Consider the following 26,793-nt stretch of genomic DNA (forward strand, 5'->3'; position numbering starts at 1 on the left):
GGTGATGATGGGCATAATGATTCATGGTTCTATATGATCAACTGGAATCAACGAAAATCAGCAATACGATTCTAATTTATTGCATTATTGGATGAATTCCATTTTTTCAAAATTTTAGCCCATATTTCTTTATCTTATCGGACAACGTACTTTTGGCTACCTGTAGTGACTCTGCTGTACGAGAAAGGCTACCTGCATGGCGTGCGAGCTCAGTGGCAATCAAACCTCTCTCAAAATATTCAACGGTTTGCATCAGTGAGAACGAGGAGATATCCGAAGAAATATCTCCCATTGTGATTGTACTCTTAATGCCCAGAACAAATCTCTCGGCTTCATTTCGCAACTCCCTTACGTTCCCGGGCCAACGCCAGGCCATCAACTGATGAAGTTTTGTCTCTTTAATCACTGGGGCTGTGCGATTGAAACTGATCGATGACTGGTTTACAAACAGGTTAAACAACAGGGGAATATCCTCCAGCCAGCAACCCTGCCGTCATCGGCCCGCCATAATGCAGACCTTTACCAATAAGAATCGCGGTCCCCAGTCCTGACAGGCAGACGATCACCGTGAAAACTACCTGCGGCATGCCATCGCTACGAATCGCGCGGATGAACTGCGGTCCCACAGAATAGCCAACGGCGAACAAAAACATGTAAAACCAAAGGTACGACGTTCTTGTTGGGAGAAAGCCGTGCCTTTATTCAGACCTGGATTTTTTAATAATTCGACCCCTTTCGGAAGGGATTTCTGCAACACAGTCATATTTAACTCTCCAAATTGAATCATTGTCTGTTGATGAATGAAACGTTCATCGCATCTCTGTCATTGCACTGAGCGTGCCACTTTTTATAAAAAATAAGTAATTGATAAATGGAGGTTAATTGTGAGCTGTGATTTTAGGTATTCCGGTTATCCGGAAAAATACGGATGCTATGTTCGGTTTTCCGAACGGAACGGGGGAAGTTAGGCAGATTATCCTGATGGACTACTTTTAATCAGTAGTGATTATGTGGGGAAGGCGAACGGCATCCGCGTAAACCTCTTTGCCGATCTGGGGCACAAGACTACAGTCTGTAAAGAGGTTTACGACACCATGCTTCATGGCTAAAACCGTTCAGCCGCGTTTCCGGCAGTGTTTGGTAGCCAGTCGCAATTTCCTGCCGACGGCCACCGGAAACGCGGTTCAGTCGGTTAAATCGCTTTCTGTGCTGGTACAACCAGGTTGTCGTCCCGGAGCCTGAATACTGATACAGACTGTTGCAGCAACCCGGCCTGCTCTTCAAGTGCCGCCGCCGCTGCAACGGACTCTTCAACAAGGGATGCGTTCTGCTGCGTCACACTGTCCATTTCGTGAACCGCAATACCAACCTGCTCAATTCCGCGGCTCTGTTCATCGGATGCAGCAGCAATTTCTGCCATAATATCTGTCACTCGGGTCACTGCATTGACGATATCAGACATCGAGTCGCCAGCACGTTTAACCAAGCCTGAGCCATTTTCAATACGACTGACTGAGGCCTCAATGAGTATCTTGATATCTTTAGCCGCAAGCGCACTGCGCTGGGCAAGGTTGCGAACCTCGCCAGCCACCACGGCAAATCCGCGCCCCTGCTCCCCAGCTCTTGCTGCTTCAACGGCCGCGTTAAGGGCGAGAATGTTAGTCTGAAACGCAATACCATCGATAACATTAATGATGGCACCAATTTCCTTAGGGAAGGTGCGAACAAGTCCCTGATATGAGATCATGTTTGTCATCTGGAGCCATGGAACAGGGTTCATCATGAGTCATCAACTTACCTTCGCCGACAGTGAATTCAGCAGTAAGCGCCGTCAGACCAGAAAAGAGATTTTCTTGTCCCGCATGGAGCAGATTCTGCCATGGCAAAACATGGTGGAAGTCATCGAGCCGTTTTACCCCAAGGCTGGTAATGGCCGGCGACCTTATCCGCTGGAAACCATGCTACGCATTCACTGCATGCAGCATTGGTACAACCTGAGCGATGGCGCGATGGAAGATGCTCTGTACGAAATCGCCTCCATGCGTCTGTTTGCCCGGTTATCCCTGGATAGCGCCTTGCCGGACCGCACCACCATCATGAATTTCCGCCACCTGCTGGAGCAGCATCAACTGGCCCGCCAATTGTTCAAGACCATCAATCGCTGGCTGGCCGAAGCAGGCGTCATGATGACTCAAGGCACCTTGGTCGATGCCACCATCATTGAGGCACCCAGCTCGACCAAGAACGTAGCGCCCCTGCGGGGCGAGCACGGCAGCGCTGCTGCCTCAACCGTCTTTAAGATACAGCCTCACCTCAACGCCGACGCCGACGCCGTCTGACTGACCTATAGCTCGCACGGGGGCGCATGCCCCCTGCCGCAACACCCGCATAAAATGAGCACGCCTGCGACGTGAGCCCGCTGGCGCCGGTGCCCTTTTCCTGTTCCCTGCCGCCCTGTAGACTCTGCACCATGTATATTCCCCGACCGGCAAAGCTGCTGTTCCAGCATGATGACGGCTGGAGCCGCTATCTCGACAAACACGGCGACGCCCTCAGCGACTGGACTAAACTCGCCGTCGAGCGCATGCTCGCCTGCGGCACCTGCGCCATGGGCGTGCGCCGTTACTGCTGCGCCTCACCGGACTGCACCCATTCCCGCTTTTTCTGCCAGAGCTGCAAGTCCAAAGCCTGCAGCAGCTGTGGCCTCAAGGCCACTGAGCAGTGGATCGCCGAACAGCAGCACATCCTGCCCGACTGCGACTGGCAGCACATCACGTTTACCATGCCTCACCTGCTGTGGCCGTTCTTCAACAACAACTGGCCCCTGCTCAATGACCTGTTTCGCTGTGCCACTCGCGCCATGCTCCGCTGGGCGCGCCAACAGGGGATCGAAGTCGGCATCTTTTGCGCGCTACACACCTACGGCCGACAGCTGAATCAGCATCCGCATATCCACGTCTCCGTCACCCGCGGCGGCCTCGACATCAAACACAGCACCTGGCGGCAGCTGTTCTTTAAAAAGAAAGAGGTAGAGCAAATCTGGCGCAACGCCGTGGTTTACCTGCTGCGCGACAACTATGCGCAAATCAACCCCGGCGGCCTGCCGGGCCTCGGTCATATCCGTAATGAAGACCGGTGGCACCGTTACCTGCATGCCCAGTATCGCCGTGCCTGGAAAGTGCACTTCGCCAAAAAGACCCGCGGCGCCTGGCGCAGCGTGAAATACCTGGGCCGTTATCTGAAGCGCCCGCCGGTGGCCGCTTCTCAGCTGCGCCACTACCGCGGCGGTGCCGTGGTGCATCAGTATTACGACCACCGAACGCAGCAGCACAAACGCCAGAAAATCAGCCAGGAGGAGATGCTGCAGCGTTACGTCAGCCATATCCCGGCGCGGCATTTTAAAATGGTGCGGTACTACGGTTTTCTGGCCAACCGCAAGCGAGGCTCGCTGCTGCCGAAGGTCTACAATGCGCTGGAAATGACGGTACGGGAAAAACCGAAGCGGCCCGGGTTCGCAGTACTTATGAAGGGCTTCCTGGGCACCGATCCGTACCAGTGCATCCTCTGCAAAGGCCGGCTGCGTTTTGCCGGCGCCATGGCGGGTGAACACGCCACCAAAATGCTGTCCGACAGGCTGCATCGGATGGCTAAAAAACGATGGCTTCAAGCGCCGGATCTGGATAAGTGCGCCTGAAAAATGGGTTTTAGCTTAAAAACACAGCAAAACTGGCATTTACCCGCATTACTCTGCGACAGCCCGCACCATCTGGGGTTCTTCCTTGCCACAGTTCATGGTTAGGAAACCCAATAAGGGTCGATTGAGTTTCCTAACCATCAAGGGTCCAGCAACCATCGGCATGAGCGATAGCTGAGCTGAGTTACTTTTCGTGTGTATGTGTGCGGCTCCCTTAGAAGCCGTCTTCCCAAGCAGGTGCTAGAGCGCCTACAAGCCATTCATGGTCCGACGGTCATGGCGCCGCTGGCTTCGGAGCAACCCGTACTGCTGGCGTGTCGGCCTCAGGCTAGCGATAGTTAGTGAACTTCGACGTGTGGCCGATACCGGGGTTGAAGCAGTTGCAGGGGTCCAGCCCTTGATAGTGATTGCGCAGGGCGGGCTTGGCGTAATACAGATGTCCGACATTGTGTTCAGCTGGGTATTCGGCACCGCGCTGATCCAGCAACTTCCACATCTTGTGCTCGATCGCCATGCAGTCGTTGCCCTTCTTCACGATGTAGTCCTGGTGGAACACGTGACAGAGGAAGTGGCCGTAATAGAGCTTGAGGATGATTGGCGTCTCGATCTCCCGCGGCAGCTTCTCGAACCAGTCCCGTTTGTTGCGTGGCAATGCGATATCCAGGGCGAGAATGTTCTCCACGGTCCGGGCGTGTACCGCACGGTAGCGGTTGGCTGCGCCGGCTGCCGCGAAACGATGCAGGAAAGCTTTGTCGCCTTCTTCGGGCGTACATTCGAAGAAGCTACCGGTCGCCGTGGAGAAGTAGTCCTTGAGAAAGCTTCGGGCCTCGTCCGTGCCCTCCGCCGAGACTTTGAGTAGCAAGTGATGTTCGAACTTCTCGTGGAAGTCTTTCATGCGCGCCGGCAGATGATTCGGGAACAGGTGACTTGCTGCCTGCATGAAGCGATCGGTCAGGTGCGCTGGCAGAAAGGGGATTCGGTCAAAAATAGTATCGAATCGGGCCTTCAGCGCAAACAGCTTTGGCAATCTCGCCGTGCCGAGGTAATGGATCATAAGAAAGGTATCTTTCCCATACTTCTCAGCAATTTCGAACGCATCGCGATGCATGTATTCGCCAGAGATCGGCATATGCTTGAATTTGCCGAGTACTTGCCGCCTGATATCGGTCAGCTCGTCGGTCTTGTTTGTACCGATATAGAATACCTGGGGGTTCTTCTCGATCGGGAATGTGTCCAGGCGCACTGCAAACACCATGACTTTGCCGGCGGATCCGGAGGACTCGTACAGCCGTCCAGGGTCCGCATTGAAGCGGGCCGGCGTGTCCTCGTCGATCTCGCGGACATGCTGGACATAGTTGTGATCTGACCCTGCTCCAGCGTCGTGAACGACGTCAGAGTCGGAGAAATCACCGCTGTCGAGGTGTCCCAGGATGTCCTCCTCCGACCCAGTCAGACGGATTCCGAGATGATTGACCAGGTGTAAATGTCCCTCGTCATCGACGCGTGCGAATACCGACATCTGCGTATACGCCGGGCCGCGCTGAACCAGCGCGCCCCCCGAGTTGTTGCATACCCCGCCAAATACTGAGGCGCCGATGCAACTGGAGCCGATGACAGAATGCGGTTCCCGCCCAATGGGCAATAACTTTTGCTCAAGCTGATCGAGCGTCGCACCCGGTAGGCAGACAACCTGCGTACCACCCTCGATCAGATAGACCTTTTTCATGCGAATGGTGCTGACGATGACGATGTCGCGGTCATAGTCGTTACCGTCGGGCGTTGAACCACCCGTTAGTCCCGTGTTGGACGCTTGCGAGATAACGATCACGTTGGCATTGATGCAGGCCTTCAGTACATGCCATTGTTCGACAAGTGACCCGGGCCTGACGACTGCCAGAGCCTTGCCGGTGCCAAATCTGAATCCCGTTCGATAGCGTTTCGTCGCGGCTTCATCGGTCAAAACGTTTTTTCGGCCGACGATGGCCGTCAAGTTGGAGACGAGAAGGCTGCGGTCACCAGCCGGTTGGACCGAAGCGGCCGTGGGCCATTCAAGCATTGAGGACACGAGAGACTCCTTATTTGTTTAAGGGCGTCAAACGAAGGGCACAGAGATCAAGGATCTGCTCTGGTTGGCCTACGAGAAAAACCGCCCTTTGTTGATGATGTTGTCAGCTTAGGAGCATGTCGCGATTCGATCCAATACTTCATAGACACGTTTTCAAGACGAGAAACATATCGAAAACAAGTTGGTCGAGGTATGCTGGTCGTATCCGTGCGCTCTCCCTCCATTTGGGTGCAGGCGTGCCCAAGATGACGGCGTGCGCCGCTCGGCCTCGTTTCCGTACACGCGCATACGGTGCAGGCACTGAAGCCGCCATGCTCAGATGGCTGATCTGGAGTCTTGGGCTTTCGCCCGCACGCACCTTGAACCGGAGGACATACCATGGAGTTTCGCCAGTTGCGGTATTTTTTGGCCGTGGCCGAGCATCTGCATTTCACCATCGCAGCAGAGCGACTCGGCATCGCCCAGCCTCCCCTAAGCCAACAGATCATCAAGCTTGAGCGGGAAATCGGCACAAAGCTCTTTTTCCGTTATCCGAGACGAGTAGAGCTGACTGAGGCTGGCACCATCTTCAGGGAGAGCGCGAGACGCATACTTGAAGATGCCGACCGTGCACTAGTACAGGTGAAGAAGGCTGCCAGAGGCGAAAGTGGCAGTTTGTCCATCGGCTTTGCCGGATCGACGGTCTTTCATCCCTTGGTGGCTACGGTCATGCGTCAATTTCGCCAGGGTTATCCGGGCGTTTCGATCAAGTCCGAAGAGAGCAATAGCACAACGCTTCTCGAAACAGTCATGGATGGCAAGGTCGATTGCGCTTTGGTTAGGCTCCCATTGAATTGTCGGGACCTCGACACCGTTTCTCTGGTTGAGGAGGAAATGGTCGCGGTCCTGCCATCGGGTCATCGCCTGGGCCGTTTGAGAAGCATTGAACTGGCGCAACTGTCGCGCGATCCGCTTATTCTCTTTCCTCGCCACATAGGCCCTGACCTGTATGACTCGATTATCAGTGCTTGCCGCATTGCGGGTTTCTCACCGCAGATCGAGATGGAATCTCCGCAGATTTCCTCGACCGTGAACATGGTTGCGGCCGGCTTCGGTGTGACACTGATCCCCGAGTCCATTCGACAAATACATGCGACCGGTGTGACCTATCAGAAAATCAAGCACAAGGTGCTTAGGACGACCATTGCACTGGTGCACCGACCACGTGAGAAGTCAGCTACCGTCCAAAACTTGGTAGGCATCCTTCGAACCATCGCCAAACAGCGCTCTAGAAGCGACGCCAAACCTTAGCGATCAGTGGCAACCGCCGCCACCCGACTGAAAAACCAGTATCTATTCTGCAACCGCTGATTGAGGGGGGCAGTTTGGAGATCGGAAATTATTATACGTTTAGCGCATTATTTAACCACGCCAACCCATAAGGGATTGATTTAGTGCCAGTGGCTATCGCTTTTAAATTATCGCGTATTCCGTATCGTATTTAGGTTATCCGATTAGACAAAATCCACGGGAAACGGCGTATAGCGCGGGAGTACACCCTATTGCTAGAGGTAAACCTGTCCAAAAAAACAGGCTTACCGTACAATAATTCACTATATCCAAACTGACCCCCCATAGTCCACAGCATTTCTGTAAAGGTTTTCTGATTTTCACTGATCCCCCGTCGACTTACGTCTTCATAAGTGACGCGCCAGCGATTATAGCTATCCTGCATGGATACCTGATAATCCTGAATACGTAGCCGTAGGATGTCATCCAGTTTTCCCTGCTCCGTAAGCGTTAACGCTTTATCAAGGACATCAGCGTAGGCCAAATAATCGCGTTTAAGCGCATCGAGGCTGCTCAGGTTGGTTCCCGGGCTGACGGTCTGAGAGTTAAAAAGCAGAAAATCATTTCTGCCTCGAGCGAGTTGTTGCCGTCCATCCTTCACGATATCGTTTAAAGAATCGGTATTCGACAGGGTATTATCGTTCATCGGCTTTGTTGAATAAATCGAACTTTTGCTGAGTTGAAGGATCAGATCACGCATCTTCCCGACAACGCAGACCGTTCCGTTCCGTGGCAAAGCAAAAGTTCAAAATCACCAACTGGCCCACCTACAATAAAGCCCTCATCAACCGTGGCTCCATAACTTTCTGGCTGGATGATGAAGCTATTCAGGCCTGGTATGAGTCAGCAACACCTTCTTCACGAGGCAGACCTCAGCGCTATTCTGACCTTGCCATCACGACTGTGCTGGTCATTAAACGCGTATTCAGGCTGACCCTGCGCGCTGCGCAGGGCTTTATTGATTCCATTTTTTCTCTGATGAACGTTCCGCTACGCTGCCCGGATTACAGCTGTGTCAGCAGGCGGGCAAAGTCGGTTAATGTCAGTTTCAAAACGCCCACCCGGGGTGAAATCGCACACCTGGTAATTGATTCCACCGGGCTGAAGGTCTTCGGTGAAGGCGAGTGGAAAGTCAAAAAGCATGGCCAGGAACGCCGCCGTATCTGGCGTAAGCTGCATCTCGCCGTTGACAGTAAAACACATGAAATCATCTGCGCTGACCTGTCGCTGAACAACGTTACGGACTCAGAGGCCTTCCCCGGGTTAATCCGGCAAACCCACCGGAAAATCAGGTCAGCCGCCGCCGATGGCGCTTACGATACCCGGCTATGTCACGATGAACTGCGGCGTAAGAAAATCAGCGCGCTTATCCCTCCCCGAAAAGGTGCGGGTTACTGGCCCGGTGAATATGCAGACCGTAACCGTGCAGTGGCTAATCAGCGAATGACCGGGAGTAATGCGCGGTGGAAATGGACAACAGATTACAATCGTCGCTCGATAGCGGAAACGGCGATGTACCGGGTAAAACAGCTGTTCGGGGGTTCACTGACGCTGCGTGACTACGATGGTCAGGTTGCGGAGGCTATGGCCCTGGTACGAGCGCTGAACAAAATGACGAAAGCAGGTATGCCTGAAAGCGTGCGTATTGCCTGAAAACACAACCCGCTACGGGGGAGACTTACCCGAAATCTGATTTATTCAACAAAGCCACGTCAAACATATACTGGTGCCGGCCTGACAATGTCATTTCTGACGGTGGGGCCGCCATCCATCAAGGATTCGGAGCGGGTGTGGTGCGCCAACGATCGTCAGAAAAGCCTGCAGAACGCAATGGCTGGTTTTTTGGCAGGCAAAGATAGCTCAGAAAAATGTAAAAATCTGGTGATTAAAAAATCCGCTCTACACTAGCGACTGGGAGTGACGGTGACGCCTGTCATGGTGGTATTGGATAGCTCAGTGCACTCTTTCATCGGCTGCGTTTTTCCCGATAAAAATTCTCGCTGAACTCCAGTAAACTTTTTAGTGGGCGACCAGACCCGTGTAAGCATAGCGTGGGTCTGGTCTCATGGTTCTATTGTCCAGAATGCGTCCTGGCTAGCTGCGCCATATCTTTCTCTAAACGGTCGAGGCAGTCAGCGTGAATATCCGCCGGTGATGCTGCGCCCGTCAGAGTCATCGTTACCTTCATATCTTCAGCATACAGGCGCAGCAGGTGTGCGACACCAGCTTCTCCTGCCGTCGCCAGCGCATAAATATATGAACGTCCCAGCAGTACCCCTTTTGCGCCAAGGGCAAGCATCCGGATAACGTCCACCCCGGAACGCACTCCTGAATCGACCAGAACCGTGAGATCATCGCCGATGGCATCTACCACCCGAGGTAGCGCCCTGGCCGTTGGAATTGCGCCATCAAGCTGCCTGCCCCCGTGATTAGAAACCACAATGCCATCAGCGCCCAGACGGACGGCATTCTTTGCATCTTCAGGGTCAAGGATACCCTTGATAATCAGCTTCCCTTTCCAGCTGTCGCGTATCCACTCCAAATCGTGCCATGCAATGGAGGGGTCGAAGTTATTGCTTATAAACCCCATATAGTCGTCCATCGTCATCTTGTGTCCGGTGTAGGTTTCAATGTTGCCAAACGACAGGGGTCTGCCAGCCAGCCCAACGTCTATGGCCCAACGGGGGTGGGTACAGGCCTGCAGATATTGTCTCAGAGTGGCGCACGGTCCGGACATACCCGAGCGATTATCGCGATAGCGCGAGCCGGGGATGGGCATATCGACGGTGAAAACCAGCGTTTTCATCCCTGCGGCCCACGAGCGTTCGAGAGCATTGCGCATGTAACCGCGATCTTTAAGCACGTACAGCTGTGACCAGAGCTCTCCGGAGGCATGCTGCGCAACTTCTTCTATCGGGCATACCGATACCGTGGAAAGGGTATAAGGGATGCCGGCGTCGGTTGCGGCTCGCGCCGCTTTGACTTCGCCGCGCCGTGCGTACATGCCAGTGGCTCCTACAGGACCCAGCGCGACCGGCATTGCCCATGACGTTCCAAGGATATTAGTCGTCAGCGTCGGGTCGCCAACACCACAAAGCACCCGCTGACGCAGCGCAATTGAGGCGAGTTCAGTTGAGTTCGCGTGCATGGTATTTTCTGCTACTGCGCCGCCATCAATATAATCAAACAGAAATCGAGGAAGGCGATGACGGGCGGCCTCACGATAATCGGCGGGAGCTGAAACGATCATTTTTCTTTCCTTATAGATCTTAACTAAATTTATGTTCTGTAGGCAGATAGACTATAGGTCCAATGAAATGAGGGGGGAAATGAAATTTTAGAATCCCGGTCATGCAGAAAGGGAATAACCTGTTTTTTAAACGCTGGTGATTTTTCTGATGAAGTATTTCTGCTGAAAATGTGTTCATTCTCTGACAGCAATATTTGATAAATAACTGCGCGGAAAGTAGATAACTTTGAAGGTACTCAGCCCGGATTGTGCGATGTGGTCAATCGCCAAAAAGGAACAAACAAACCAGCCCCCCAAGTATAGTGGGTATTTTTAACGTCAGGACTTCAGTTAAAGAAAATCATCTCAGTCGAGAAGAAATGGAGCAGATGGGAATCACCGAGAGCGTTGTCATCGATATGATTGAAAAAGTCGTTGCGCATGTGTTGCTGTGGATGGCGGAAAAGCGCTTGTTTTTTTTCGATTATTTTACCTGATGAAGCTTGACCTAGGGAAGGTGCGAACAAGTCCCTGATATGAGATCATGTTTGTCATCTGGAGCCATGGAACAGGGTTCATCATGAGTCATCAACTTACCTTCGCCGACAGTGAATTCAGCAGTAAGCGCCGTCAGACCAGAAAAGAGATTTTCTTGTCCCGCATGGAGCAGATTCTGCCATGGCAAAACATGGTGGAAGTCATCGAGCCGTTTTACCCCAAGGCTGGTAATGGCCGGCGACCTTATCCGCTGGAAACCATGCTACGCATTCACTGCATGCAGCATTGGTACAACCTGAGCGATGGCGCGATGGAAGATGCTCTGTACGAAATCGCCTCCATGCGTCTGTTTGCCCGGTTATCCCTGGATAGCGCCTTGCCGGACCGCACCACCATCATGAATTTCCGCCACCTGCTGGAGCAGCATCAACTGGCCCGCCAATTGTTCAAGACCATCAATCGCTGGCTGGCCGAAGCAGGCGTCATGATGACTCAAGGCACCTTGGTCGATGCCACCATCATTGAGGCACCCAGCTCGACCAAGAACAAAGAGCAGCAACGCGATCCGGAGATGCATCAGACCAAGAAAGGCAATCAGTGGCACTTTGGCATGAAGGCCCACATTGGTGTCGATGCCAAGAGTGGCCTGACCCACAGCCTAGTCACCACCGCGGCCAACGAGCATGACCTCAATCAGCTGGGTAATCTGCTGCATGGAGAGGAGCAATTTGTCTCAGCCGATGCCGGCTACCAAGGGGCGCCACAGCGCGAGGAGCTGGCCGAGGTGGATGTGGACTGGCTGATCGCCGAGCGCCCCGGCAAGGTAAGAACCTTGAAACAGCATCCACGCAAGAACAAAACGGCCATCAACATCGAATACATGAAAGCCAGCATCCGGGCCAAGGTGGAGCACCCATTTCGCATCATCAAGCGACAGTTCGGCTTCGTGAAAGCCAGATACAAGGGGTTGCTGAAAAACGATAACCAACTGGCGATGTTATTCACGCTGGCCAACCTGTTTCGGGCGGACCAAATGATACGTCAGTGGGAGAGATCTCACTAAAAACTGGGGATAACACCTTAAATGGCGAAGAAACGGTCTAAATAGGCTGATTCAAGGCATTTACGGGAGAAAAAATCGGCTCAAACATGAAGAAATGAAATGACTGAGTCAGCCGAGAAGAATTTCCCCGCTTATTCGCACCTTCCCTTTGCAACGCAAGTCCTCAAAGCTGGCGGTAATCACCCATCATCATTTCTTCCGTTATGTTGTCTTAACTCTGCAAGGAGCGGTGCTGGCGGGCCAGCTTTCTTTTATCGTGAGCACGGAAAACAGGGTGCTGGATGTCATCCTAGCAGGGGCTCGAATCTGGACTCTGACGTTCGCGTTGCTGGCTTTCTATTCATTTATTGATGTCGCCGGCGATTTATTAAAAACCAATAGCCAGCTGAGGGGGCTACCTTATCGCGGCATTGAACAGAGTCTCAAACTGGTCGGGGCCCTGATCTATTGCCTTTTTCTGCTGTCCATGATGCTGGATAAATCGCCACTTATTCTGCTCAGTGGTATAAGCGCAATTGCAGCGGTGCTGCTGCTTGTGTTTAAAGATCCGCTGCTTGGTCTGGTTGCCGGTATACAGCTTTCCGCGAATGATATGCTCCAGCCGGGAGACTGGATTGAAATGGAGCAGTTGGGAGCCAACGGCGTCGTACAAGATATCGGTCTGACCACAGTGAAGGTGCTTAATTTTGATAACAGTATCACCACCCTTCCAACCTACACCCTGGTTTCTGGCTCGTTTAAAAACTGGCGATATATGATTGAACACAGTGCCAGACGGCTCCAGAGAAATATCAATATCGACATCAAGACCGTCCATATTATTACGCCTGACGAAAAACAGGCCATCATCAAAAACGTCACGTTAGCGCTTTTCACCAACGTGAAGACTCCGCTTGAGACGAATATTGAGCTGTTCCAGGAATACGCCAAAGCGTATTTGCGTCAACATGGATCCATCTGCACCGAGATGACCTTAATGGTCAGGCAGCTGCAGCCGACGGCTTATGGATTGCCCGTCGAAATTTATGCTTTTACACGTCTTACAGAATGGACGGCCTATGAAACGCTGCAGACGGAGATAATCTCTCACCTGATTAGTGTTATTTCATTGTTTAATCTGAAGGTCCATGATGTTTCATAACTTCGTATAATGTCTTTGGTGCCTTCTGCTACGCTTAAATATGGGTCTCACTGGGTGTTACCCATTTTCTACATCAGGAGGCGAATAATGCCAACATTATGTGATATTTGTCAGGTAAGACCGGCTACCAGCCAAGTTACGCTCGTCCAGAATGGTCAACGAAAAACGATTGCTATTTGTGATTATGATCACCGTCAGTTGATGCGGCACCAGAATATTCTGAACCCTTTTGATTCCTTACTGGGGCGTGGGGGACTTTCCGGTTTCTTCAACGGCTTCGGTAATAATATCCGCGATGGGAGTGAAGACGATATCTTCGGTGCGGTGCCACGGGAGTCGATTGATACGACGGAAACCTTCAGTAAGCAGTCTCTGGAGCTGCTACAAAAGGCAGCCGAAAAGGCTCACCAGCTCAATCGTACGGAGCTGGACACCGAACATCTTCTGTACGTTCTGGCAGATGCCGACGTGTGTGCAGCGTTGTTTAAAGATCTCAAAATCTCCCCAGAGGATATTAAAAGTTACATCGATCAGAATGCTTACAGCGGCGCGACGGAAACCGGGGGGGGGCCAGGCGACCTCTCCATTTCACCCCGTTTGAAAAAAGCCTTCATGTACGCTTTCCAGGCCTCCCGTGAGCTGGGGCACTCTTATGTAGGACCTGAGCACTTACTTATCGGGTTGAGTGAAGTCCCGGATAGCGTCGCCGGTGCGTTGTTGAAGAAATATGGTATTACCCCGGAGGCTATTCGCCAGAAAGTGGTGAAAATCGTGGGTAAAGGAGCAGAGGATGGGCGGGTTGACACGCCGACCGGTACGCCTAACCTGGATAAAGTGGGACGCGATCTGACCGAAATGGCACGGGCAGGTAAGCTGGATCCCGTGCTTGGGCGCGCTCAGGAGATTGAAAATACTATAGAAGTGCTGGCCCGCCGCAAGAAAAATAACCCGGTTCTGATTGGTGAACCTGGCGTTGGTAAAACGGCCATCGTTGAAGGGCTGGCGCAGCGGATTGTCAAAGGTGATGTGCCTGAGGTTCTACGTGATAAACGCCTCGTAGAAATAAACATGAACTCCCTGGTGGCGGGCGCAAAATATCGTGGTGAATTTGAAGAACGTGCCAAACAGTTGATTGATGAGGTTACTGCTAAGAAAGGGGAACTGATCCTCTTTATTGATGAGCTGCATACGATTGTTGGTGCCGGGCAGGGAGGCGGCGAAGGCGGTCTTGATATTGCGAATGTCCTCAAACCGGCACTGGCGCGAGGTGAACTCAGTCTGATCGGCGCCACTACGTTAAACGAATACCAAAAACATATTGAAAAAGACGCCGCCCTTGAGCGCCGTTTTCAGCCTGTACTGGTCGAAGAACCCACTGTGGATCAAACGATTGTTATCCTCCGCGGGCTACGAGACACGCTGGAAGCGCACCACCAGGTTACCTTCCAGAACGAAGCATTTGTCGCAGCCGCGGAGCTCTCTGACAGGTATATCACCTCCCGTTTCCTACCGGATAAAGCCATCGATCTTATCGACCAAGCGGCGGCGCGAGTGCGCATTGGTGCCAGTTCACGGCCTGCGCCAATTCAGGAACTGGAGGCTGAAATTGCGCATCTGAAGCGTGAAAGAGATTACGCCACGTCGCGTAAACTGTTTGATGAGGTTAAACGTTTTGAAGGCGAAATTTCAGAAAAACAGGGATCATTGGATAAACAGACGGAAGCCTGGAAGAACAAAACCGGCTCCGAGACACTTGAAGTGACGGTTGCCGCAGTGGCGGAGGTTGTTTCGCGTCTCACCGGGATCCCAGTTTCGGATCTGACGCAGGAAGAGCGCAAAAAACTTCTTAACATGGAAGAAACGCTGCGTCAGCGCGTGGTTGGGCAGGATGAAGCGGTCACTGCTGTTAGTGACGCGGTCAGGCTATCGCGGGCCGGGCTGGGGCAGGCGCATCGTCCTATCGCTACCTTCCTTTTCCTGGGGCCGACGGGTGTCGGGAAAACCGAGCTGGCGAAAGCGATTGCCGAAGCCGTGTTTGGTGACGAGCAGTCCATTATTCGTATCGATATGTCAGAATATATGGAGAAACATACGGTCGCCCGCCTGATCGGTGCGCCTCCAGGCTACGTTGGCTACGATGAAGGAGGTCAACTGACGGAGAAAGTGCGTCGTCGCCCGTACAGCGTGATACTACTGGACGAAATCGAGAAGGCACACCCTGATGTCTATAACGTTCTGCTACAAGTCTTCGATGACGGTCGGCTGACCGACGGCAAAGGTCGGTTAATTGATTTCAGCAATACCACTATCATCGCGACCAGCAACCTCGGTTCTGCTGTCATCATGGCTAACTCCGGATTACCTTCCGATGAGCAGAAATCGCCTAAGGAACTCCATGAAGAACTAATGCAGTTGCTAAAAGGTCACTTCCGTCCTGAATTCCTGAACCGTATTGATGAAGTGATTGTGTTCAATGCGTTGTCGCAGGAGAACATTCGTCTGATTGTTCAAATCCAGCTCGATCGTTTGAAGCGTACGGCATCTGCACAGGACATCACAGTCAAGCTTGATGATTCTCTTGTTGAACATCTGGTTGACGTTGGATATCAACCAGATTTTGGTGCGAGAGAACTGAAACGTAAAATCCGTCAGGAAGTGGAAACCAAGCTAGCAAAAGAGATCCTCAGTGACAATCTCAAATCGGGTGATACGGTAACCATAAGCTATAACACCAGTACCGACAGCGTCATGTTAAGCAAGGAGACAATTACACAGGAAAAAGGGAATGACAACGATCAAAAAAAACTGGAGAATAAAGCAAGCTGATTACCTGTAAATGATAATAGGTCCGATTTTATGGGCCTATTATATAATAATGGTCATTTAAGGACCCATTTTAATGATTGTGCGCCCCCCGCAACACTGGTTTGTTCGCCTCTTTGCATGGCATGGTTCTGTCCTCTCTAGAATAATTTTTCGGCTTTGCCTCAATATAGCGATGTCGGTTATCGCTATTGTGCTGTTTCAGTGGTATGAACAACTAGGAGTTCATCTGACCGTTGCTCCCTTTAGCCTGTTGGGGGTCGCCATCGCTATTTTTTTAGGCTTCCGCAATAATGCCACCTATAGCCGCTTTATCGAGGCAAGAGCGTTATGGGGAACCATGATCATAGTACAACGCAATATTATGCGTCTGATTATTAACCTTTTCCCTGAGAATAAAAACCTTCATAAAATGATATCCGATTATCTTATTGCTTTCAGCTGGAGTTTAAAGAATCAGCTAAGAAATAATGATGCTTCTTATGAGGTGTATAAGATACTTCCTAAGTCCGTTTTTTTAACAGTTATGAACAGTGCCTATCCCTCTAATAAAATCTTGCTACTACTCGGTAACGAAATAGGTAAGTTACGTACTCAGGGGCTAATCAGTGATATTAATTTTTCACTCATCAATAATAGTATTAATGAGCTTGCCCATGTGCAGGGTGGATGCGAAAGGATTGCCAACACGCCGGTACCCTTTGCTTACACATTGATCCTGCAGCGGACGGTCTATCTTTTCTGCACCATGTTACCGTTTGCACTGGTCACCGATTTACGTTACATGACACCTTTCGTATCAGTCTTTATTTCTTATGCTTTTCTCGCATGGGATGCCCTTGCTGAGCAGCTAGAGAAACCTTTTGGTACCGACTCAAACGATCTCCCGCTTAATTCCATCTGCAATACAATAGAACGTAACCTGATGGATATGACCCGACAAAAACCATTACCACCCGTTCATCAACCAGACAGCTATTTTAACCTGACATAGTAAACTGTATGAATTGAAAATCGAGATATATCATGCTTGGTTTGTTTTTCCAATAAATGATGAATTATGTACGGAGAAACTTTCTCTTCTGCAGATCATTGTTTATCTGATATTGGTTAGTGTGCATGCTTTCATCCGACGCGGGATGGCATTAATCCTGGGTATTTTGGTGACCCGGTTTATCAAATGATTAGCAGGTATCTGCTAATCATTGCTTATTTGATGATAGGTTGTCTTTTTATCCTTTCATTGGCTTGATGTCGGGTAATAGTGTTCTACCTTCGACTCCGTTTACATTAGTGGCAATGATTTACCACTATAATATGGGAAAGCAGCCCTGAATATGATTAGAGTGGGTTATTGTTTGAGCATTTTATGGGTATTTATTGGCTCCTGGCCAGATGCGTTAGTGATACTGGTTATTGCAATTGTTTGAATAAGTACTGATGAGTTAGTTCGGTTTGTTCTACCAGACAAAAATAATGGTCAGTTCAAAAAGTCGGGTTACAAGGTAACCCGACTTGATAGCTTAATGCGTCTTCATTCCTGCTGCGGTCATCAGAAGTTTAAACACGGTAGCAACTACGCCGAGAGCCATCACACTGGTAGCCCAGATAATGACCAACCACATCAATTTTTTCCAGAATGGACGTGGTGTTTCATCAATCATTTTCATTGCAGAGCTCTCCATTACCGATGCCATTGGTGATGCTGCCAACTTACTGATTTAGTGTATGATGGTGTTTTTGAGGTGCTCCAGTGGCTTCTGTTTCTATCAGCTGTCCCTCCTGTTCAGCTACTGACGGGGTGGTGCGTAACGGCAAAAGCACCGCCGGACATCAGCGCTATCTCTGCTCTCACTGCCGTAAAACATGGCAACTGCAGTTCACTTACACCGCTTCTCAACCCGGCACGCACCAGAAAATCATTGATATGGCCATGAATGGCGTTGGATGCCGGGCAACTGCCCGCATTATGGGCGTTGGCCTCAACACGATTTTACGTCACTTAAAAAACTCAGGCCGCAGTCGGTAACCTCGCGCATACAGCCGGGCAGTGACGTCATCGTCTGCGCGGAAATGGACGAACAGTGGGGCTATGTCGGGGCTAAATCGCGCCAGCGCTGGCTGTTTTACGCGTATGACAGGCTCCGGAAGACGGTTGTTGCGCACGTATTCGGTGAACGCACTATGGCGACGCTGGGGCGTCTTATGAGCCTGCTGTCACCCTTTGACGTGGTGATATGGATGACGGATGGCTGGCCGCTGTATGAATCCCGCCTGAAGGGAAAGCTGCACGTAATCAGCAAGCGATATACGCAGCGAATTGAGCGGCATAACCTGAATCTGAGGCAGCACCTGGCACGGCTGGGACGGAAGTCGCTGTCGTTCTCAAAATCGGTGGAGCTGCATGACAAAGTCATCGGGCATTATCTGAACATAAAACACTATCAATAAGTTGGAGTCATTACCCAGACGTGATGAGTGGTCTTTTTAGTGAGCGATTATATACGTAGCCGGTAATTCAAATTGGGTAAGAAAATGGACAACCTAAAGTATATTGACAGATTTTTCGAAAGCAGCCTTGAGCTAATGGACATAACCTACGCTCATAAGAGAAATGGGCGGTCTCTTTACACATTTTTCAGCAGCCTTCATTCATTAAATGACAGACTGAAACGAGATTTTGAAATGGATTTAAACGATTATCCTGAGTTCAAAATCCTTAAGCATTTACGTAATTATTATCATCACCAGGGTGATATTGACGAGATCCGCATATTCTTTGATCATCAGAACATGTTATTTAGCCATGGTGAAATGATAATCATCCCTATACACATCGTTGCCAAGGCTTTGCGTGAGTTTATGTCAGGGAAGATGCAACTCTGGAAGCAGGGAGAAAAAGAGTCGCTGATTAACTATTGCCATGATTTAAGCTATGTGTTTGATAATTTAGACGGGTTTTCGAATGATCCACAATTTCCGCATAAGGGAGAATTATATTCAGGTGGTTTTGATTTATATACATCCATTTATAATGTAACGAACATTATCGCCAGTCTGTGCCGTGATATTCCTGAGTTATGTGAAAGAGAGGTTATTTTAGATTTAGACGAGACCTATGATGTAGAAAATAATATAGGTAAATATAACCTCACTGTACCTTTAGGTGTGCGTCCCCTGCTGACGACGAAAGGATTTATCTTCCTTTGACTTAGGTAAAGTTCCGGAGGGTGTTACTCAACGCAGAGCACGTTGGTTACCCACTGGGGTGAAGCCAGGCTGCCGGCACCCTTTTCCAATGCATTGGGGTTTAAAGAAGAAAGCCCAATTACCCACAGACTTATCCCCCGCTTTTGTGGATAAAACTATATCTAGTGTTTATCTCTTACGAAAAAACCAGATATTGCGGTTTTTGCCAGCTTATCGTTGGGGGATTTTCTGTAGACGTCAAAGGGAGGGTTTTGCCGGTTGCTGCGATATAATGTATTTGGATTCAGAGGATTGCATACCGTCTGGTCCGGTCAGGCGGCAGCGACGGGGCGTTGCTGTCCGCCCGATTCCCCCATAGGTTAGGTTTTTCCCGTATAGGCGCCCCCCTATAAAACGACCGAACGCCATTTCGGTATTTATTCTGGTAGATCGTGACGCAGATTGCGGTGATTAAAAAATTCAGCCTTTATACCCCCCGAAAGTTTTCAGAATTCACGTAGCTGCATTCCGACTATGAAATGATGAGAAAATCCCACTTCCCGAAATAGCCCCCTCTTCTGTGAAATCTAGCCACTTGCCACCCCGGACCAACCCCATTCCGTTTTCTGCTATTACCGGCAACCGCGCCCCCCGGGCGGGTTTTTGGCCTAAACCCCACCATCTGGTGTTCACAACCCTCTTTAGCCACTAAATACAGCACGTGAAGGATCCTTTTTGGATCCTCTCTTTGCAACTCGCTAAATTATTTGATTCCGATTTATGGCATAATTCCATAAGTCGGAAACGATGACCGATCACGTCCACGAGTTTTTGCCGTGGTATCCGCCCCGCCGCTGGGCGAAAATGGTCACCTTAGCCGCCGCCGGCGGATAATTTTGCGCAGATTGCGCTGTGTGAATTCTGAAAACCGATCGGGGGGTCAGTGCGCTATTTTTTACGTAGCGCGATCTCAGCCGTTTTTGGCCACACGTGATGACATTTGCGGTTCTGTTTGAAGGAGATGATAACCGATGACTGAGTTGACCACGCTGCCGGGACCGGAGCGTCGACCGATGTTAATGGTGCGTCCCGAAGATCACCGGCGCGCGCTGGCTCTTCGCCAGATGGCCATGGCCTATGCCGACCTGCCAAGGTACCTTTTATTGCCGGAGGTCAGCGCCCTGCTCCACTACTTGCCCGACTGGTCACAGCACGCCCTGGTCTCCACGTTGTGGAACACCGGCGGGCGGATCAATGAAGTGCTGGCGTTGAAAAGGCGCGACTTCCGGCTTAACGGCGATTACCCGCACGTGGTGATACGCACCGCCAAGCAACGCCGCGCCGGCACCGGCCGTCCGGCTAAAGGGAAATCGGCAAACCGCGTGGTGCCTTTATCCGATCCGGGGTTTGTGGACGAGCTGCGCCGGCTGTTCGCCAGCACGCGCGAAAGGATTGAGACCGATGCGCAAACCGGTGAGCGCCGTCCGCTTCCCATCTGGACGGCGACCGACAGAACGGTTAGAAACTGGTTAACCCGGGCGGTCGATGAGGCAAGGCGTGACGGCGTCACGTTTTCAGTGCCGGTCACGCCGCACGTATTTCGGCACAGCTACGCCATGCACCACTGCTATCAGCATACGCCGCTGAAGGTGCTGCAGGCATTACTCGGCCATGAAAAAGCGGAAAGTACCGAAGTGTATACGCGGGTGTTTGCGTTAGACATTGCGGCCAGCCAGCAGATCACCTTCAGCATGCCGGAGTCCCAGGCCGTAAGCCTGCTGAAAGAAACGCATATTTCAGGTGCCTTTTTGACGCAAAAATAACACCTTTAATGCACAAATATGGCTCCCTATTGGTACCGTTTTAGCATAAATAATTTTTATGTTGGTCACACAGGCTTTTCAAAGAAGTGCACGGATGAACGTGGGGAGGGATATAAAAGGAGAGATGAGCCTGGCCGGGTTTGTTCTGATCCAGTGAAGAATGAAAATTAAGGAGCCTTTTAATACTATAAAAGCTCCTTATTGGTACCAAAATGGTATCTTTTTAGCGTTATTCACCCAGCCCATTTTCGGCATAGAAAGATAGCGCATGGCGGATCATATTGAGCTTGGAGCGCTGGGTTTTCTCGCACAGTGACTCCAGCTGGGTAAACTCAAACTCATTAAAGGGTACCCGGATGGCTTTATAGTCCCGCTTGGCATCTTTGGGCAGGCTGAGTTTCTGCGCCGGCGTGTTTTCGGCGAGCGCGGCAAAAGCCTCAATTTTATCGGCATCGGCTGTTTGTGCCGGCCGTTCTCTGCGTTTTACCATTTCACAATCTCCTGTACCAGGCATTGGATCTCACCGCGGGCTTTGCCGTTGTCCATCTCCACCACGCCCTTACCTTCCGACATGCAGTCACGGTAGATTTTACGGTCCCGAATGATGGTATTCATCAGCTGGAGCACCGGATAATCTGCCAGGTAAATTTTTGCATCCTGAGTCTCATTCACGATCGGGTTGGTCGGCGCCATGGTCAGCAGCGCTTTCACCCGAAGTTTGGGATTTAGATCTAACGCCATCGTGATGATGTCCTGCAGTGCGGGCAGCGTATCGAGGTCTGGCTGCGAGGGTCTGAAAGGAACGATCAGCACGTCGGCGGCGCTCATACCGGTGCGCAGTTCCCGGCTGTCGCGGCCTGCGGAATCCACAACGACATACTCATAGCGTTTGGCCAGGTCAGACAGCGTTTCATGGATGTTGTCGAACTTCTGAATGCTGTGGATTTTTGGCAGATTCATATTCTGATTACGATCGCTGATCCAGTTGGATGCCGTACCCTGCCGGTCAGCATCAACAAGCATCACATCCTTTCCCTGTCGTGCAAGTTCAGCGCCGATATTAGCGGCGGTTGTGGACTTACCACAGCCTCCCTTTTGGCTCCCTATAAGTATAATCATGGCACCCTTCCAGTGTGATATTGATGTCAAAGTAGTACTACTTTAGCCGTTACTCGAATGCGGTACAACAAATGTGTCGTTGGCGCTTTGCTCGAATTAATAACAGACGCGCATCCTGCTGATATTTACCGACTGGGGAATGAGACAGGTACAAGAGTTAAACGTGATACTAATTGCGGTAACAATAAGCAGCGATATAATTTGTTATATTTCATAGGCTTAATTGTAGCCTGTGTCATTCTAACGTGATAACTTTTGCGGTAAGATTGGCTACGTTCTCGCCTGGAATGCTTAACCTATCTAACGTGATATGATTTGCGGCGCTTTTCATCAGGATCTGTATCCCGGCGGTTAGCTGTCATACGTGATAGGTTTTGCGGTCACGGAGTAACAATTTACGATCATATTCCTGTTTTCCGCGGTCATTACACTCTTCTGGGATACTGTCACACAAAGCCTGATGTCAGGTTCTGAATGCGGAATCTGTTAAGGTGATATGTTTTGCGGTTCTCATGTAAGATTTAATCAATACATTCAGGTTGATACATTTATAAACCACATTAATGAGAGAATGTTTTACTGATGGTGCTCAATATTGATACGAAGATCATTCTTCATCTGACGATCAAAAAATAAAACAACGCGAAGCTGCGTTAGCTTGTTTTATTTCTTGTTTCTTATTTCTCTTTTCTTGTTTCTAGTGTTGATTTAACTACTATATTACAAGAGGTTAAAACAAGTTACGTGATATACTTTGTGGTAATACGTGATCGCTTTTGCGGTTAAAGGTGATAACTTTAGCGGTGTTACGTGATCGGATCTGTGGCAAGACGTGATCCGATCATCTGTTGATAAGTCTGTTTTTAACGTGATATATTCAAAAAAAATATCACCTTTGGGTTGAGACAGATACATGGATAAACAAAGCGTCAAAAAACTGTACGTGACTCAGGATAATAAACTTCTTGAAGGTGCATACAGCGCGACCCTTGATGAAATGCGCCTTCTGTATCTTGCCTTGGTGCAAATCGACAGTAAAAAGCCTCAACCCGATGGTATTTATACTTTGTTTCCTGCGGACTTTGAAAAAATGTTCGGGGTTAATCCATCTCATACTCACCAGCAGCTCAAGAAAGCCGCGGATTCACTCGGCAGCAAGCCGATCGTCACGTTTGAATGGAACGATAAAAAGCAGCGCCTAGATAAAGTAAAAAGGTTTTGGTTTTCTTCGATCCGCTATGACGCATCAGACAACAGCGCCGATGTGACGATCCGTTTTTCTCCTGATGTGGTGCCCTATCTTTACGACCTCAAACGCGAATTTACCCAGGTTGACTTTCAGCATGTGTCAAAACTGGATACTCCTTTCGCATTCCGGCTTTATAGCTGGCTGGTTAAGTTCAGAAAACTCACAAAAAATGCCCGCACTAACGGCATCATTGAGACCGATGCCTTAGAAATTGACTGGATGAAAGAACGCACAGGGCTGGTGGGGAAATACGAGGAATATCGGTTTTTCAAACGTGACGTGCTGGTCCCGGCTGTTGAGCGTATAAACGCTAATACGGATATTTCGGTTACTTGGGAACCGGTGAAAATGGGAAGATCCGTTAAAGCGATCAAGTTTTTTTATATCACAGAAACAGGAACCACATCTGCCAAACCTTTACGCCCACGTCTGCCGAGAAGGCCTCATGTTCTCGAAGGGTCCGACAAAGAAGGCGTCTGGGCGAGGAAATGTATTGCCGTGATGCAGGATTTTAGAGCACGGTTGGAAGAGTATGATGATAAAGAGAAATTACCTTTAGCAGACTTAAAAAAGTGGCTGCACTGGTATGAGATTATTGGCGATGATGCGTCGGTGAAACGCATGAAAGTTGAGATTTCTGGCAGGTCAAAAAGAAAACCAACCGACGCGAATATAAGTGCTTCAGTTTAAGATCCCATTCTGATCCTAAGGTTGATCCCTCCATAAGGCCTTTAGAAGCCTGAAAAAAGGCACCTGAATACCTAAGACTTATATCCAGGCTTATGCCCCCATGAGGACTCTCAATGCACGCAGGCAGCTTGTTTGCAAGCGTTATTAAGTTCATGACCTTTCCCGCGAGAATAAGGAAGTTATAAACACCGGAAGATAACACCAACGCACTGTGTTGGCTCGTGAATATAACGAGTACATGATGCGCTGTGTTTCAGCCTTATGAGAAGCTAGGGAGAATGCGAGATGATAAACTTGTACTTAAATAAGTACATTGTTATTATGTCTGCAAATTGCTTTAAGGAGACTGTTCAATGCGACACATCACTTTTACAGAGGCCCGTACCAATTTCGCGAACGTACTGAATCAGGTCAGTGAGGACGCAGATACCGTCGTTATCACCCGTCGTGGCAGCCGTGACGTAGTGATGATTGATGCAGACGAATACAGCAGCATGGTTGAGACGCTTTACCTGTTCAGTAACCCGGCAAACGCTGCGCATTTAGAGGGATCATTGAACCAGTTAGATCGCGGTGAAACGGTTGAAATTGATGTATGAAAACCGTATTCACGGCGCGCGCCGCTGAGGACTATCGATACTGGCAGGATAACGACCCGAAGAAGTTCGAACGCGTGCGCCAACTTATTAAAGCCCTGCATGCTGACGCGTTCGTCGGGATAGGTAAGCCCGAGCCGCTAAAGCACAAAAGGCCATTATGGTCACGACGTATCGACCGGGAACACCGGCTTGTCTACTACGTTAAAGACGGCGAAATTGTTATCATTGCCTGTCGTTTTCATTACACCGGCATCTGATAGGCCCGCATTATGCGGGCTTTTTTGTGCCTGTAAGGGCAAACGCATCTGAAAAGTGAGACCGTTAGTTTATCCCTAGGGAAGGTGCGAATAAGCGGGGAAATTCTTCTCGGCTGACTCAGTCATTTCATTTCTTCATGTTTGAGCCGATTTTTTCTCCCGTAAATGCCTTGAATCAGCCTATTTAGACCGTTTCTTCGCCATTTAAGGTGTTATCCCCAGTTTTTAGTGAGATCTCTCCCACTGACGTATCATTTGGTCCGCCCGAAACAGGTTGGCCAGCGTGAATAACATCGCCAGTTGGTTATCGTTTTTCAGCAACCCCTTGTATCTGGCTTTCACGAAGCCGAACTGTCGCTTGATGATGCGAAATGGGTGCTCCACCTTGGCCCGGATGCTGGCTTTCATGTATTCGATGTTGATGGCCGTTTTGTTCATGGTTAGGAAACTCAATCGACCCTTATTGGGTTTCCTAACCATGAACTGTGGCAAGGAAGAACCCCAGATGGTGCGGGCTGTCGCAGAGTAATGCGGGTAAATGCCAGTTTTGCTGTGTTTTTAAGCTAAAACCCATTTTTCAGGCGCACTTATCCAGATCCGGCGCTTGAAGCCATCGTTTTTTAGCCATCCGATGCAGCCTGTCGGACAGCATTTTGGTGGCGTGTTCACCCGCCATGGCGCCGGCAAAACGCAGCCGGCCTTTGCAGAGGATGCACTGGTACGGATCGGTGCCCAGGAAGCCCTTCATAAGTACTGCGAACCCGGGCCGCTTCGGTTTTTCCCGTACCGTCATTTCCAGCGCATTGTAGACCTTCGGCAGCAGCGAGCCTCGCTTGCGGTTGGCCAGAAAACCGTAGTACCGCACCATTTTAAAATGCCGCGCCGGGATATGGCTGACGTAACGCTGCAGCATCTCCTCCTGGCTGATTTTCTGGCGTTTGTGCTGCTGCGTTCGGTGGTCGTAATACTGATGCACCACGGCACCGCCGCGGTAGTGGCGCAGCTGAGAAGCGGCCACCGGCGGGCGCTTCAGATAACGGCCCAGGTATTTCACGCTGCGCCAGGCGCCGCGGGTCTTTTTGGCGAAGTGCACTTTCCAGGCACGGCGATACTGGGCATGCAGGTAACGGTGCCACCGGTCTTCATTACGGATATGACCGAGGCCCGGCAGGCCGCCGGGGTTGATTTGCGCATAGTTGTCGCGCAGCAGGTAAACCACGGCGTTGCGCCAGATTTGCTCTACCTCTTTCTTTTTAAAGAACAGCTGCCGCCAGGTGCTGTGTTTGATGTCGAGGCCGCCGCGGGTGACGGAGACGTGGATATGCGGATGCTGATTCAGCTGTCGGCCGTAGGTGTGTAGCGCGCAAAAGATGCCGACTTCGATCCCCTGTTGGCGCGCCCAGCGGAGCATGGCGCGAGTGGCACAGCGAAACAGGTCATTGAGCAGGGGCCAGTTGTTGTTGAAGAACGGCCACAGCAGGTGAGGCATGGTAAACGTGATGTGCTGCCAGTCGCAGTCGGGCAGGATGTGCTGCTGTTCGGCGATCCACTGCTCAGTGGCCTTGAGGCCACAGCTGCTGCAGGCTTTGGACTTGCAGCTCTGGCAGAAAAAGCGGGAATGGGTGCAGTCCGGTGAGGCGCAGCAGTAACGGCGCACGCCCATGGCGCAGGTGCCGCAGGCGAGCATGCGCTCGACGGCGAGTTTAGTCCAGTCGCTGAGGGCGTCGCCGTGTTTGTCGAGATAGCGGCTCCAGCCGTCATCATGCTGGAACAGCAGCTTTGCCGGTCGGGGAATATACATGGTGCAGAGTCTACAGGGCGGCAGGGAACAGGAAAAGGGCACCGGCGCCAGCGGGCTCACGTCGCAGGCGTGCTCATTTTATGCGGGTGTTGCGGCAGGGGGCATGCGCCCCCGTGCGAGCTATAGGTCAGTCAGACGGCGTCGGCGTCGGCGTTGAGGTGAGGCTGTATCTTAAAGACGGTTGAGGCAGCAGCGCTGCCGTGCTCGCCCCGCAGGGGCGCTAC

Annotated in this window: 20 protein-coding genes and 5 pseudogenes; 14 read left to right on the forward strand and 11 right to left on the reverse strand. The window is 50.8% G+C overall.

Annotated features, from left to right (window positions below; all coding sequences use genetic code 11):
• Positions 1 to 106 precede the first annotated feature (106 nt).
• From V2154_RS24050 to V2154_RS24060, 3 genes and pseudogenes are all read right to left on the reverse strand, one after another.
• Positions 107 to 460, reverse strand: coding sequence for an AAA-type ATPase lid domain-containing protein (locus tag V2154_RS24050; protein ID WP_017146595.1), 354 nt, complete (start codon positions 458 to 460; stop codon positions 107 to 109).
• A pseudogene (locus V2154_RS24055) lies at positions 453 to 659 on the reverse strand (aspartate-alanine antiporter-like transporter); the annotation flags it as partial. The pseudogene V2154_RS24055 and the gene V2154_RS24050, both read right to left, overlap by 8 nt.
• Before the next feature lie 566 nt (positions 660 to 1,225).
• Positions 1,226 to 1,783: pseudogene (locus V2154_RS24060) on the reverse strand (methyl-accepting chemotaxis protein); the annotation flags it as partial.
• Here V2154_RS24060 and V2154_RS24065 point away from each other — a divergent pair.
• Positions 1,782 to 2,246: pseudogene (locus V2154_RS24065) on the forward strand (IS5-like element IS5B family transposase); the annotation flags it as partial. The pseudogenes V2154_RS24060 and V2154_RS24065 overlap by 2 nt on opposite strands.
• A 224-nt stretch (positions 2,247 to 2,470) precedes the next feature.
• Complete coding sequence (locus V2154_RS24070; protein WP_353504335.1) at positions 2,471 to 3,694, forward strand: IS91 family transposase; 1,224 nt, start codon at positions 2,471 to 2,473, stop codon at positions 3,692 to 3,694.
• Positions 3,695 to 4,022: 328 nt separating this feature from the next.
• Here the strand turns inward: V2154_RS24070 and dld are convergent, their stop codons facing one another.
• Positions 4,023 to 5,750 (reverse strand): D-lactate dehydrogenase, encoded by a 1,728-nt coding sequence (dld, locus tag V2154_RS24075; RefSeq protein WP_353504352.1) that lies wholly within the window; start codon positions 5,748 to 5,750, stop codon positions 4,023 to 4,025.
• Positions 5,751 to 6,137: 387 nt separating this feature from the next.
• On the opposite strand from dld, the gene V2154_RS24080 reads away from it, so the two are divergent.
• Positions 6,138 to 7,049, forward strand: coding sequence for a LysR family transcriptional regulator (locus V2154_RS24080; protein WP_353504337.1), 912 nt, complete (start codon positions 6,138 to 6,140; stop codon positions 7,047 to 7,049).
• 190 nt (positions 7,050 to 7,239) lie between these two features.
• Here V2154_RS24080 and V2154_RS24085 read toward each other — a convergent pair whose 3' ends face one another.
• Positions 7,240 to 7,788 (reverse strand): MCP four helix bundle domain-containing protein, encoded by a 549-nt coding sequence (locus tag V2154_RS24085; RefSeq protein WP_353504338.1) that lies wholly within the window; start codon positions 7,786 to 7,788, stop codon positions 7,240 to 7,242.
• Here V2154_RS24085 and V2154_RS24090 point away from each other — a divergent pair.
• Positions 7,768 to 8,741, forward strand: a pseudogene (locus V2154_RS24090) (IS5-like element IS903B family transposase). The gene V2154_RS24085 and the pseudogene V2154_RS24090 sit on opposite strands and share 21 nt — an antisense overlap.
• Before the next feature lie 418 nt (positions 8,742 to 9,159).
• Here V2154_RS24090 and lldD read toward each other — a convergent pair.
• A complete protein-coding gene (lldD, locus tag V2154_RS24100; RefSeq protein ID WP_001572339.1) occupies positions 9,160 to 10,338 on the reverse strand; it encodes an FMN-dependent L-lactate dehydrogenase LldD in 1,179 nt (392 codons plus the stop codon).
• A 559-nt stretch (positions 10,339 to 10,897) separates the two neighbouring features.
• Between lldD and V2154_RS24105 the strand changes: the two genes are divergently transcribed.
• From V2154_RS24105 to V2154_RS24120, 4 genes are all read left to right on the forward strand, one after another.
• Positions 10,898 to 11,878 (forward strand): IS5-like element IS5 family transposase, encoded by a 981-nt coding sequence (locus V2154_RS24105; protein WP_000019402.1) that lies wholly within the window; start codon positions 10,898 to 10,900, stop codon positions 11,876 to 11,878.
• Positions 11,879 to 12,026: 148 nt separating this feature from the next.
• Positions 12,027 to 13,019 carry a mechanosensitive ion channel family protein gene (locus V2154_RS24110; protein ID WP_353504339.1) on the forward strand — a complete coding sequence of 331 codons (993 nt, stop codon included), beginning with the start codon at positions 12,027 to 12,029 and terminating at the stop codon, positions 13,017 to 13,019.
• A gap of 87 nt (positions 13,020 to 13,106) precedes the next feature.
• Positions 13,107 to 15,845, forward strand: a complete 2,739-nt coding sequence (locus tag V2154_RS24115; RefSeq protein WP_353504340.1) for an ATP-dependent Clp protease ATP-binding subunit — start codon at positions 13,107 to 13,109, stop codon at positions 15,843 to 15,845.
• Positions 15,846 to 15,918: 73 nt separating this feature from the next.
• Positions 15,919 to 16,836 carry a bestrophin family protein gene (locus tag V2154_RS24120; protein ID WP_353504341.1) on the forward strand — a complete coding sequence of 306 codons (918 nt, stop codon included), beginning with the start codon at positions 15,919 to 15,921 and terminating at the stop codon, positions 16,834 to 16,836.
• 529 nt (positions 16,837 to 17,365) lie between these two features.
• On the opposite strand, the gene V2154_RS24125 is transcribed toward V2154_RS24120, so the two are convergent.
• On the reverse strand, positions 17,366 to 17,512 hold the full coding sequence (locus tag V2154_RS24125) for a DUF2474 domain-containing protein (protein WP_353504342.1): 147 nt from the start codon (positions 17,510 to 17,512) through the stop codon (positions 17,366 to 17,368).
• Between the two features lie 83 nt (positions 17,513 to 17,595).
• Here V2154_RS24125 and V2154_RS24130 point away from each other — a divergent pair.
• The 3 genes from V2154_RS24130 (at position 17,596) to V2154_RS24140 (ending at position 20,854) form a co-directional block, all read left to right on the forward strand.
• A protein-coding gene (locus V2154_RS24130) for an IS1-like element IS1A family transposase (protein ID WP_103215986.1) occupies positions 17,596 to 18,293 on the forward strand; the annotation gives its coding sequence in 2 pieces (ribosomal slippage) (positions 17,596 to 17,845 and positions 17,845 to 18,293; 699 coding nt in all).
• A gap of 234 nt (positions 18,294 to 18,527) precedes the next feature.
• Positions 18,528 to 19,052 (forward strand): hypothetical protein, encoded by a 525-nt coding sequence (locus tag V2154_RS24135; RefSeq protein ID WP_353504343.1) that lies wholly within the window; start codon positions 18,528 to 18,530, stop codon positions 19,050 to 19,052.
• A gap of 1,010 nt (positions 19,053 to 20,062) precedes the next feature.
• Positions 20,063 to 20,854, forward strand: a complete 792-nt coding sequence (locus tag V2154_RS24140; RefSeq protein ID WP_353504344.1) for a tyrosine-type recombinase/integrase — start codon at positions 20,063 to 20,065, stop codon at positions 20,852 to 20,854.
• A 229-nt stretch (positions 20,855 to 21,083) separates the two neighbouring features.
• Here the strand turns inward: V2154_RS24140 and V2154_RS24145 are convergent, their stop codons facing one another.
• Both V2154_RS24145 and V2154_RS24150 read right to left on the reverse strand, forming a co-directional pair.
• Entirely contained in the window at positions 21,084 to 21,344 is a 261-nt protein-coding gene (locus tag V2154_RS24145; RefSeq protein ID WP_353504345.1) for a ribbon-helix-helix domain-containing protein, read from the reverse strand.
• A complete protein-coding gene (locus V2154_RS24150) occupies positions 21,338 to 21,973 on the reverse strand; it encodes an AAA family ATPase (protein WP_353504346.1) in 636 nt (211 codons plus the stop codon). The genes V2154_RS24145 and V2154_RS24150 overlap by 7 nt, the downstream gene beginning before the upstream one ends.
• A gap of 913 nt (positions 21,974 to 22,886) precedes the next feature.
• On the opposite strand from V2154_RS24150, the gene V2154_RS24155 reads away from it, so the two are divergent.
• From V2154_RS24155 to V2154_RS24165, 3 genes are all read left to right on the forward strand, one after another.
• Positions 22,887 to 23,912 (forward strand): replication initiation protein, encoded by a 1,026-nt coding sequence (locus V2154_RS24155; RefSeq protein WP_353504347.1) that lies wholly within the window; start codon positions 22,887 to 22,889, stop codon positions 23,910 to 23,912.
• Positions 23,913 to 24,265: 353 nt separating this feature from the next.
• The gene (locus tag V2154_RS24160; RefSeq protein ID WP_353504348.1) at positions 24,266 to 24,511 is read left to right on the forward strand and encodes a type II toxin-antitoxin system Phd/YefM family antitoxin; all 246 of its coding nucleotides are present in this window, start codon (positions 24,266 to 24,268) and stop codon (positions 24,509 to 24,511) included.
• Positions 24,508 to 24,768, forward strand: coding sequence for a Txe/YoeB family addiction module toxin (locus tag V2154_RS24165; protein WP_346637700.1), 261 nt, complete (start codon positions 24,508 to 24,510; stop codon positions 24,766 to 24,768). The genes V2154_RS24160 and V2154_RS24165 overlap by 4 nt, the downstream gene beginning before the upstream one ends.
• Before the next feature lie 225 nt (positions 24,769 to 24,993).
• Here the strand turns inward: V2154_RS24165 and V2154_RS24170 are convergent.
• Together V2154_RS24170 and V2154_RS24175 are read right to left on the reverse strand one after the other, a co-directional pair.
• A pseudogene (locus V2154_RS24170) lies at positions 24,994 to 25,203 on the reverse strand (IS5/IS1182 family transposase); the annotation flags it as partial.
• Positions 25,204 to 25,345: 142 nt separating this feature from the next.
• Complete coding sequence (locus V2154_RS24175) at positions 25,346 to 26,569, reverse strand: IS91 family transposase (protein WP_353504335.1); 1,224 nt, start codon at positions 26,567 to 26,569, stop codon at positions 25,346 to 25,348.
• Positions 26,570 to 26,793: the final 224 nt, after the last annotated feature.

This window comes from Ewingella sp. CoE-038-23 (assembly GCF_040419245.1).
Lineage (GTDB): Bacteria > Pseudomonadota > Gammaproteobacteria > Enterobacterales > Enterobacteriaceae > Ewingella > Ewingella allii.

Excerpts from the sequence above, each read along its gene's own strand:
- V2154_RS24165 (WP_346637700.1), top strand. The coding sequence starts at position 24,508 with ATGAAAACCGTATTCACGGCGCGCGCCGCTGAGGACTATCGATACTGG.
- V2154_RS24120 (WP_353504341.1), top strand. The coding sequence starts at position 15,919 with ATGATTGTGCGCCCCCCGCAACACTGGTTTGTTCGCCTCTTTGCATGG.
- V2154_RS24150 (WP_353504346.1), bottom strand. The coding sequence starts at position 21,973 with ATGATTATACTTATAGGGAGCCAAAAGGGAGGCTGTGGTAAGTCCACA.
- V2154_RS24155 (WP_353504347.1), top strand. The coding sequence starts at position 22,887 with ATGGATAAACAAAGCGTCAAAAAACTGTACGTGACTCAGGATAATAAA.
- lldD (WP_001572339.1), bottom strand. The coding sequence starts at position 10,338 with ATGATCGTTTCAGCTCCCGCCGATTATCGTGAGGCCGCCCGTCATCGC.
- V2154_RS24145 (WP_353504345.1), bottom strand. The coding sequence starts at position 21,344 with ATGGTAAAACGCAGAGAACGGCCGGCACAAACAGCCGATGCCGATAAA.
- V2154_RS24125 (WP_353504342.1), bottom strand. The coding sequence starts at position 17,512 with ATGAAAATGATTGATGAAACACCACGTCCATTCTGGAAAAAATTGATG.
- V2154_RS24160 (WP_353504348.1), top strand. The coding sequence starts at position 24,266 with ATGCGACACATCACTTTTACAGAGGCCCGTACCAATTTCGCGAACGTA.
- V2154_RS24175 (WP_353504335.1), bottom strand. The coding sequence starts at position 26,569 with ATGTATATTCCCCGACCGGCAAAGCTGCTGTTCCAGCATGATGACGGC.
- V2154_RS24135 (WP_353504343.1), top strand. The coding sequence starts at position 18,528 with ATGGATTTAAACGATTATCCTGAGTTCAAAATCCTTAAGCATTTACGT.
- V2154_RS24105 (WP_000019402.1), top strand. The coding sequence starts at position 10,898 with ATGAGTCATCAACTTACCTTCGCCGACAGTGAATTCAGCAGTAAGCGC.
- V2154_RS24085 (WP_353504338.1), bottom strand. The coding sequence starts at position 7,788 with ATGCGTGATCTGATCCTTCAACTCAGCAAAAGTTCGATTTATTCAACA.
- V2154_RS24140 (WP_353504344.1), top strand. The coding sequence starts at position 20,063 with ATGACTGAGTTGACCACGCTGCCGGGACCGGAGCGTCGACCGATGTTA.
- V2154_RS24115 (WP_353504340.1), top strand. The coding sequence starts at position 13,107 with ATGCCAACATTATGTGATATTTGTCAGGTAAGACCGGCTACCAGCCAA.
- V2154_RS24070 (WP_353504335.1), top strand. The coding sequence starts at position 2,471 with ATGTATATTCCCCGACCGGCAAAGCTGCTGTTCCAGCATGATGACGGC.
- dld (WP_353504352.1), bottom strand. The coding sequence starts at position 5,750 with ATGCTTGAATGGCCCACGGCCGCTTCGGTCCAACCGGCTGGTGACCGC.
- V2154_RS24080 (WP_353504337.1), top strand. The coding sequence starts at position 6,138 with ATGGAGTTTCGCCAGTTGCGGTATTTTTTGGCCGTGGCCGAGCATCTG.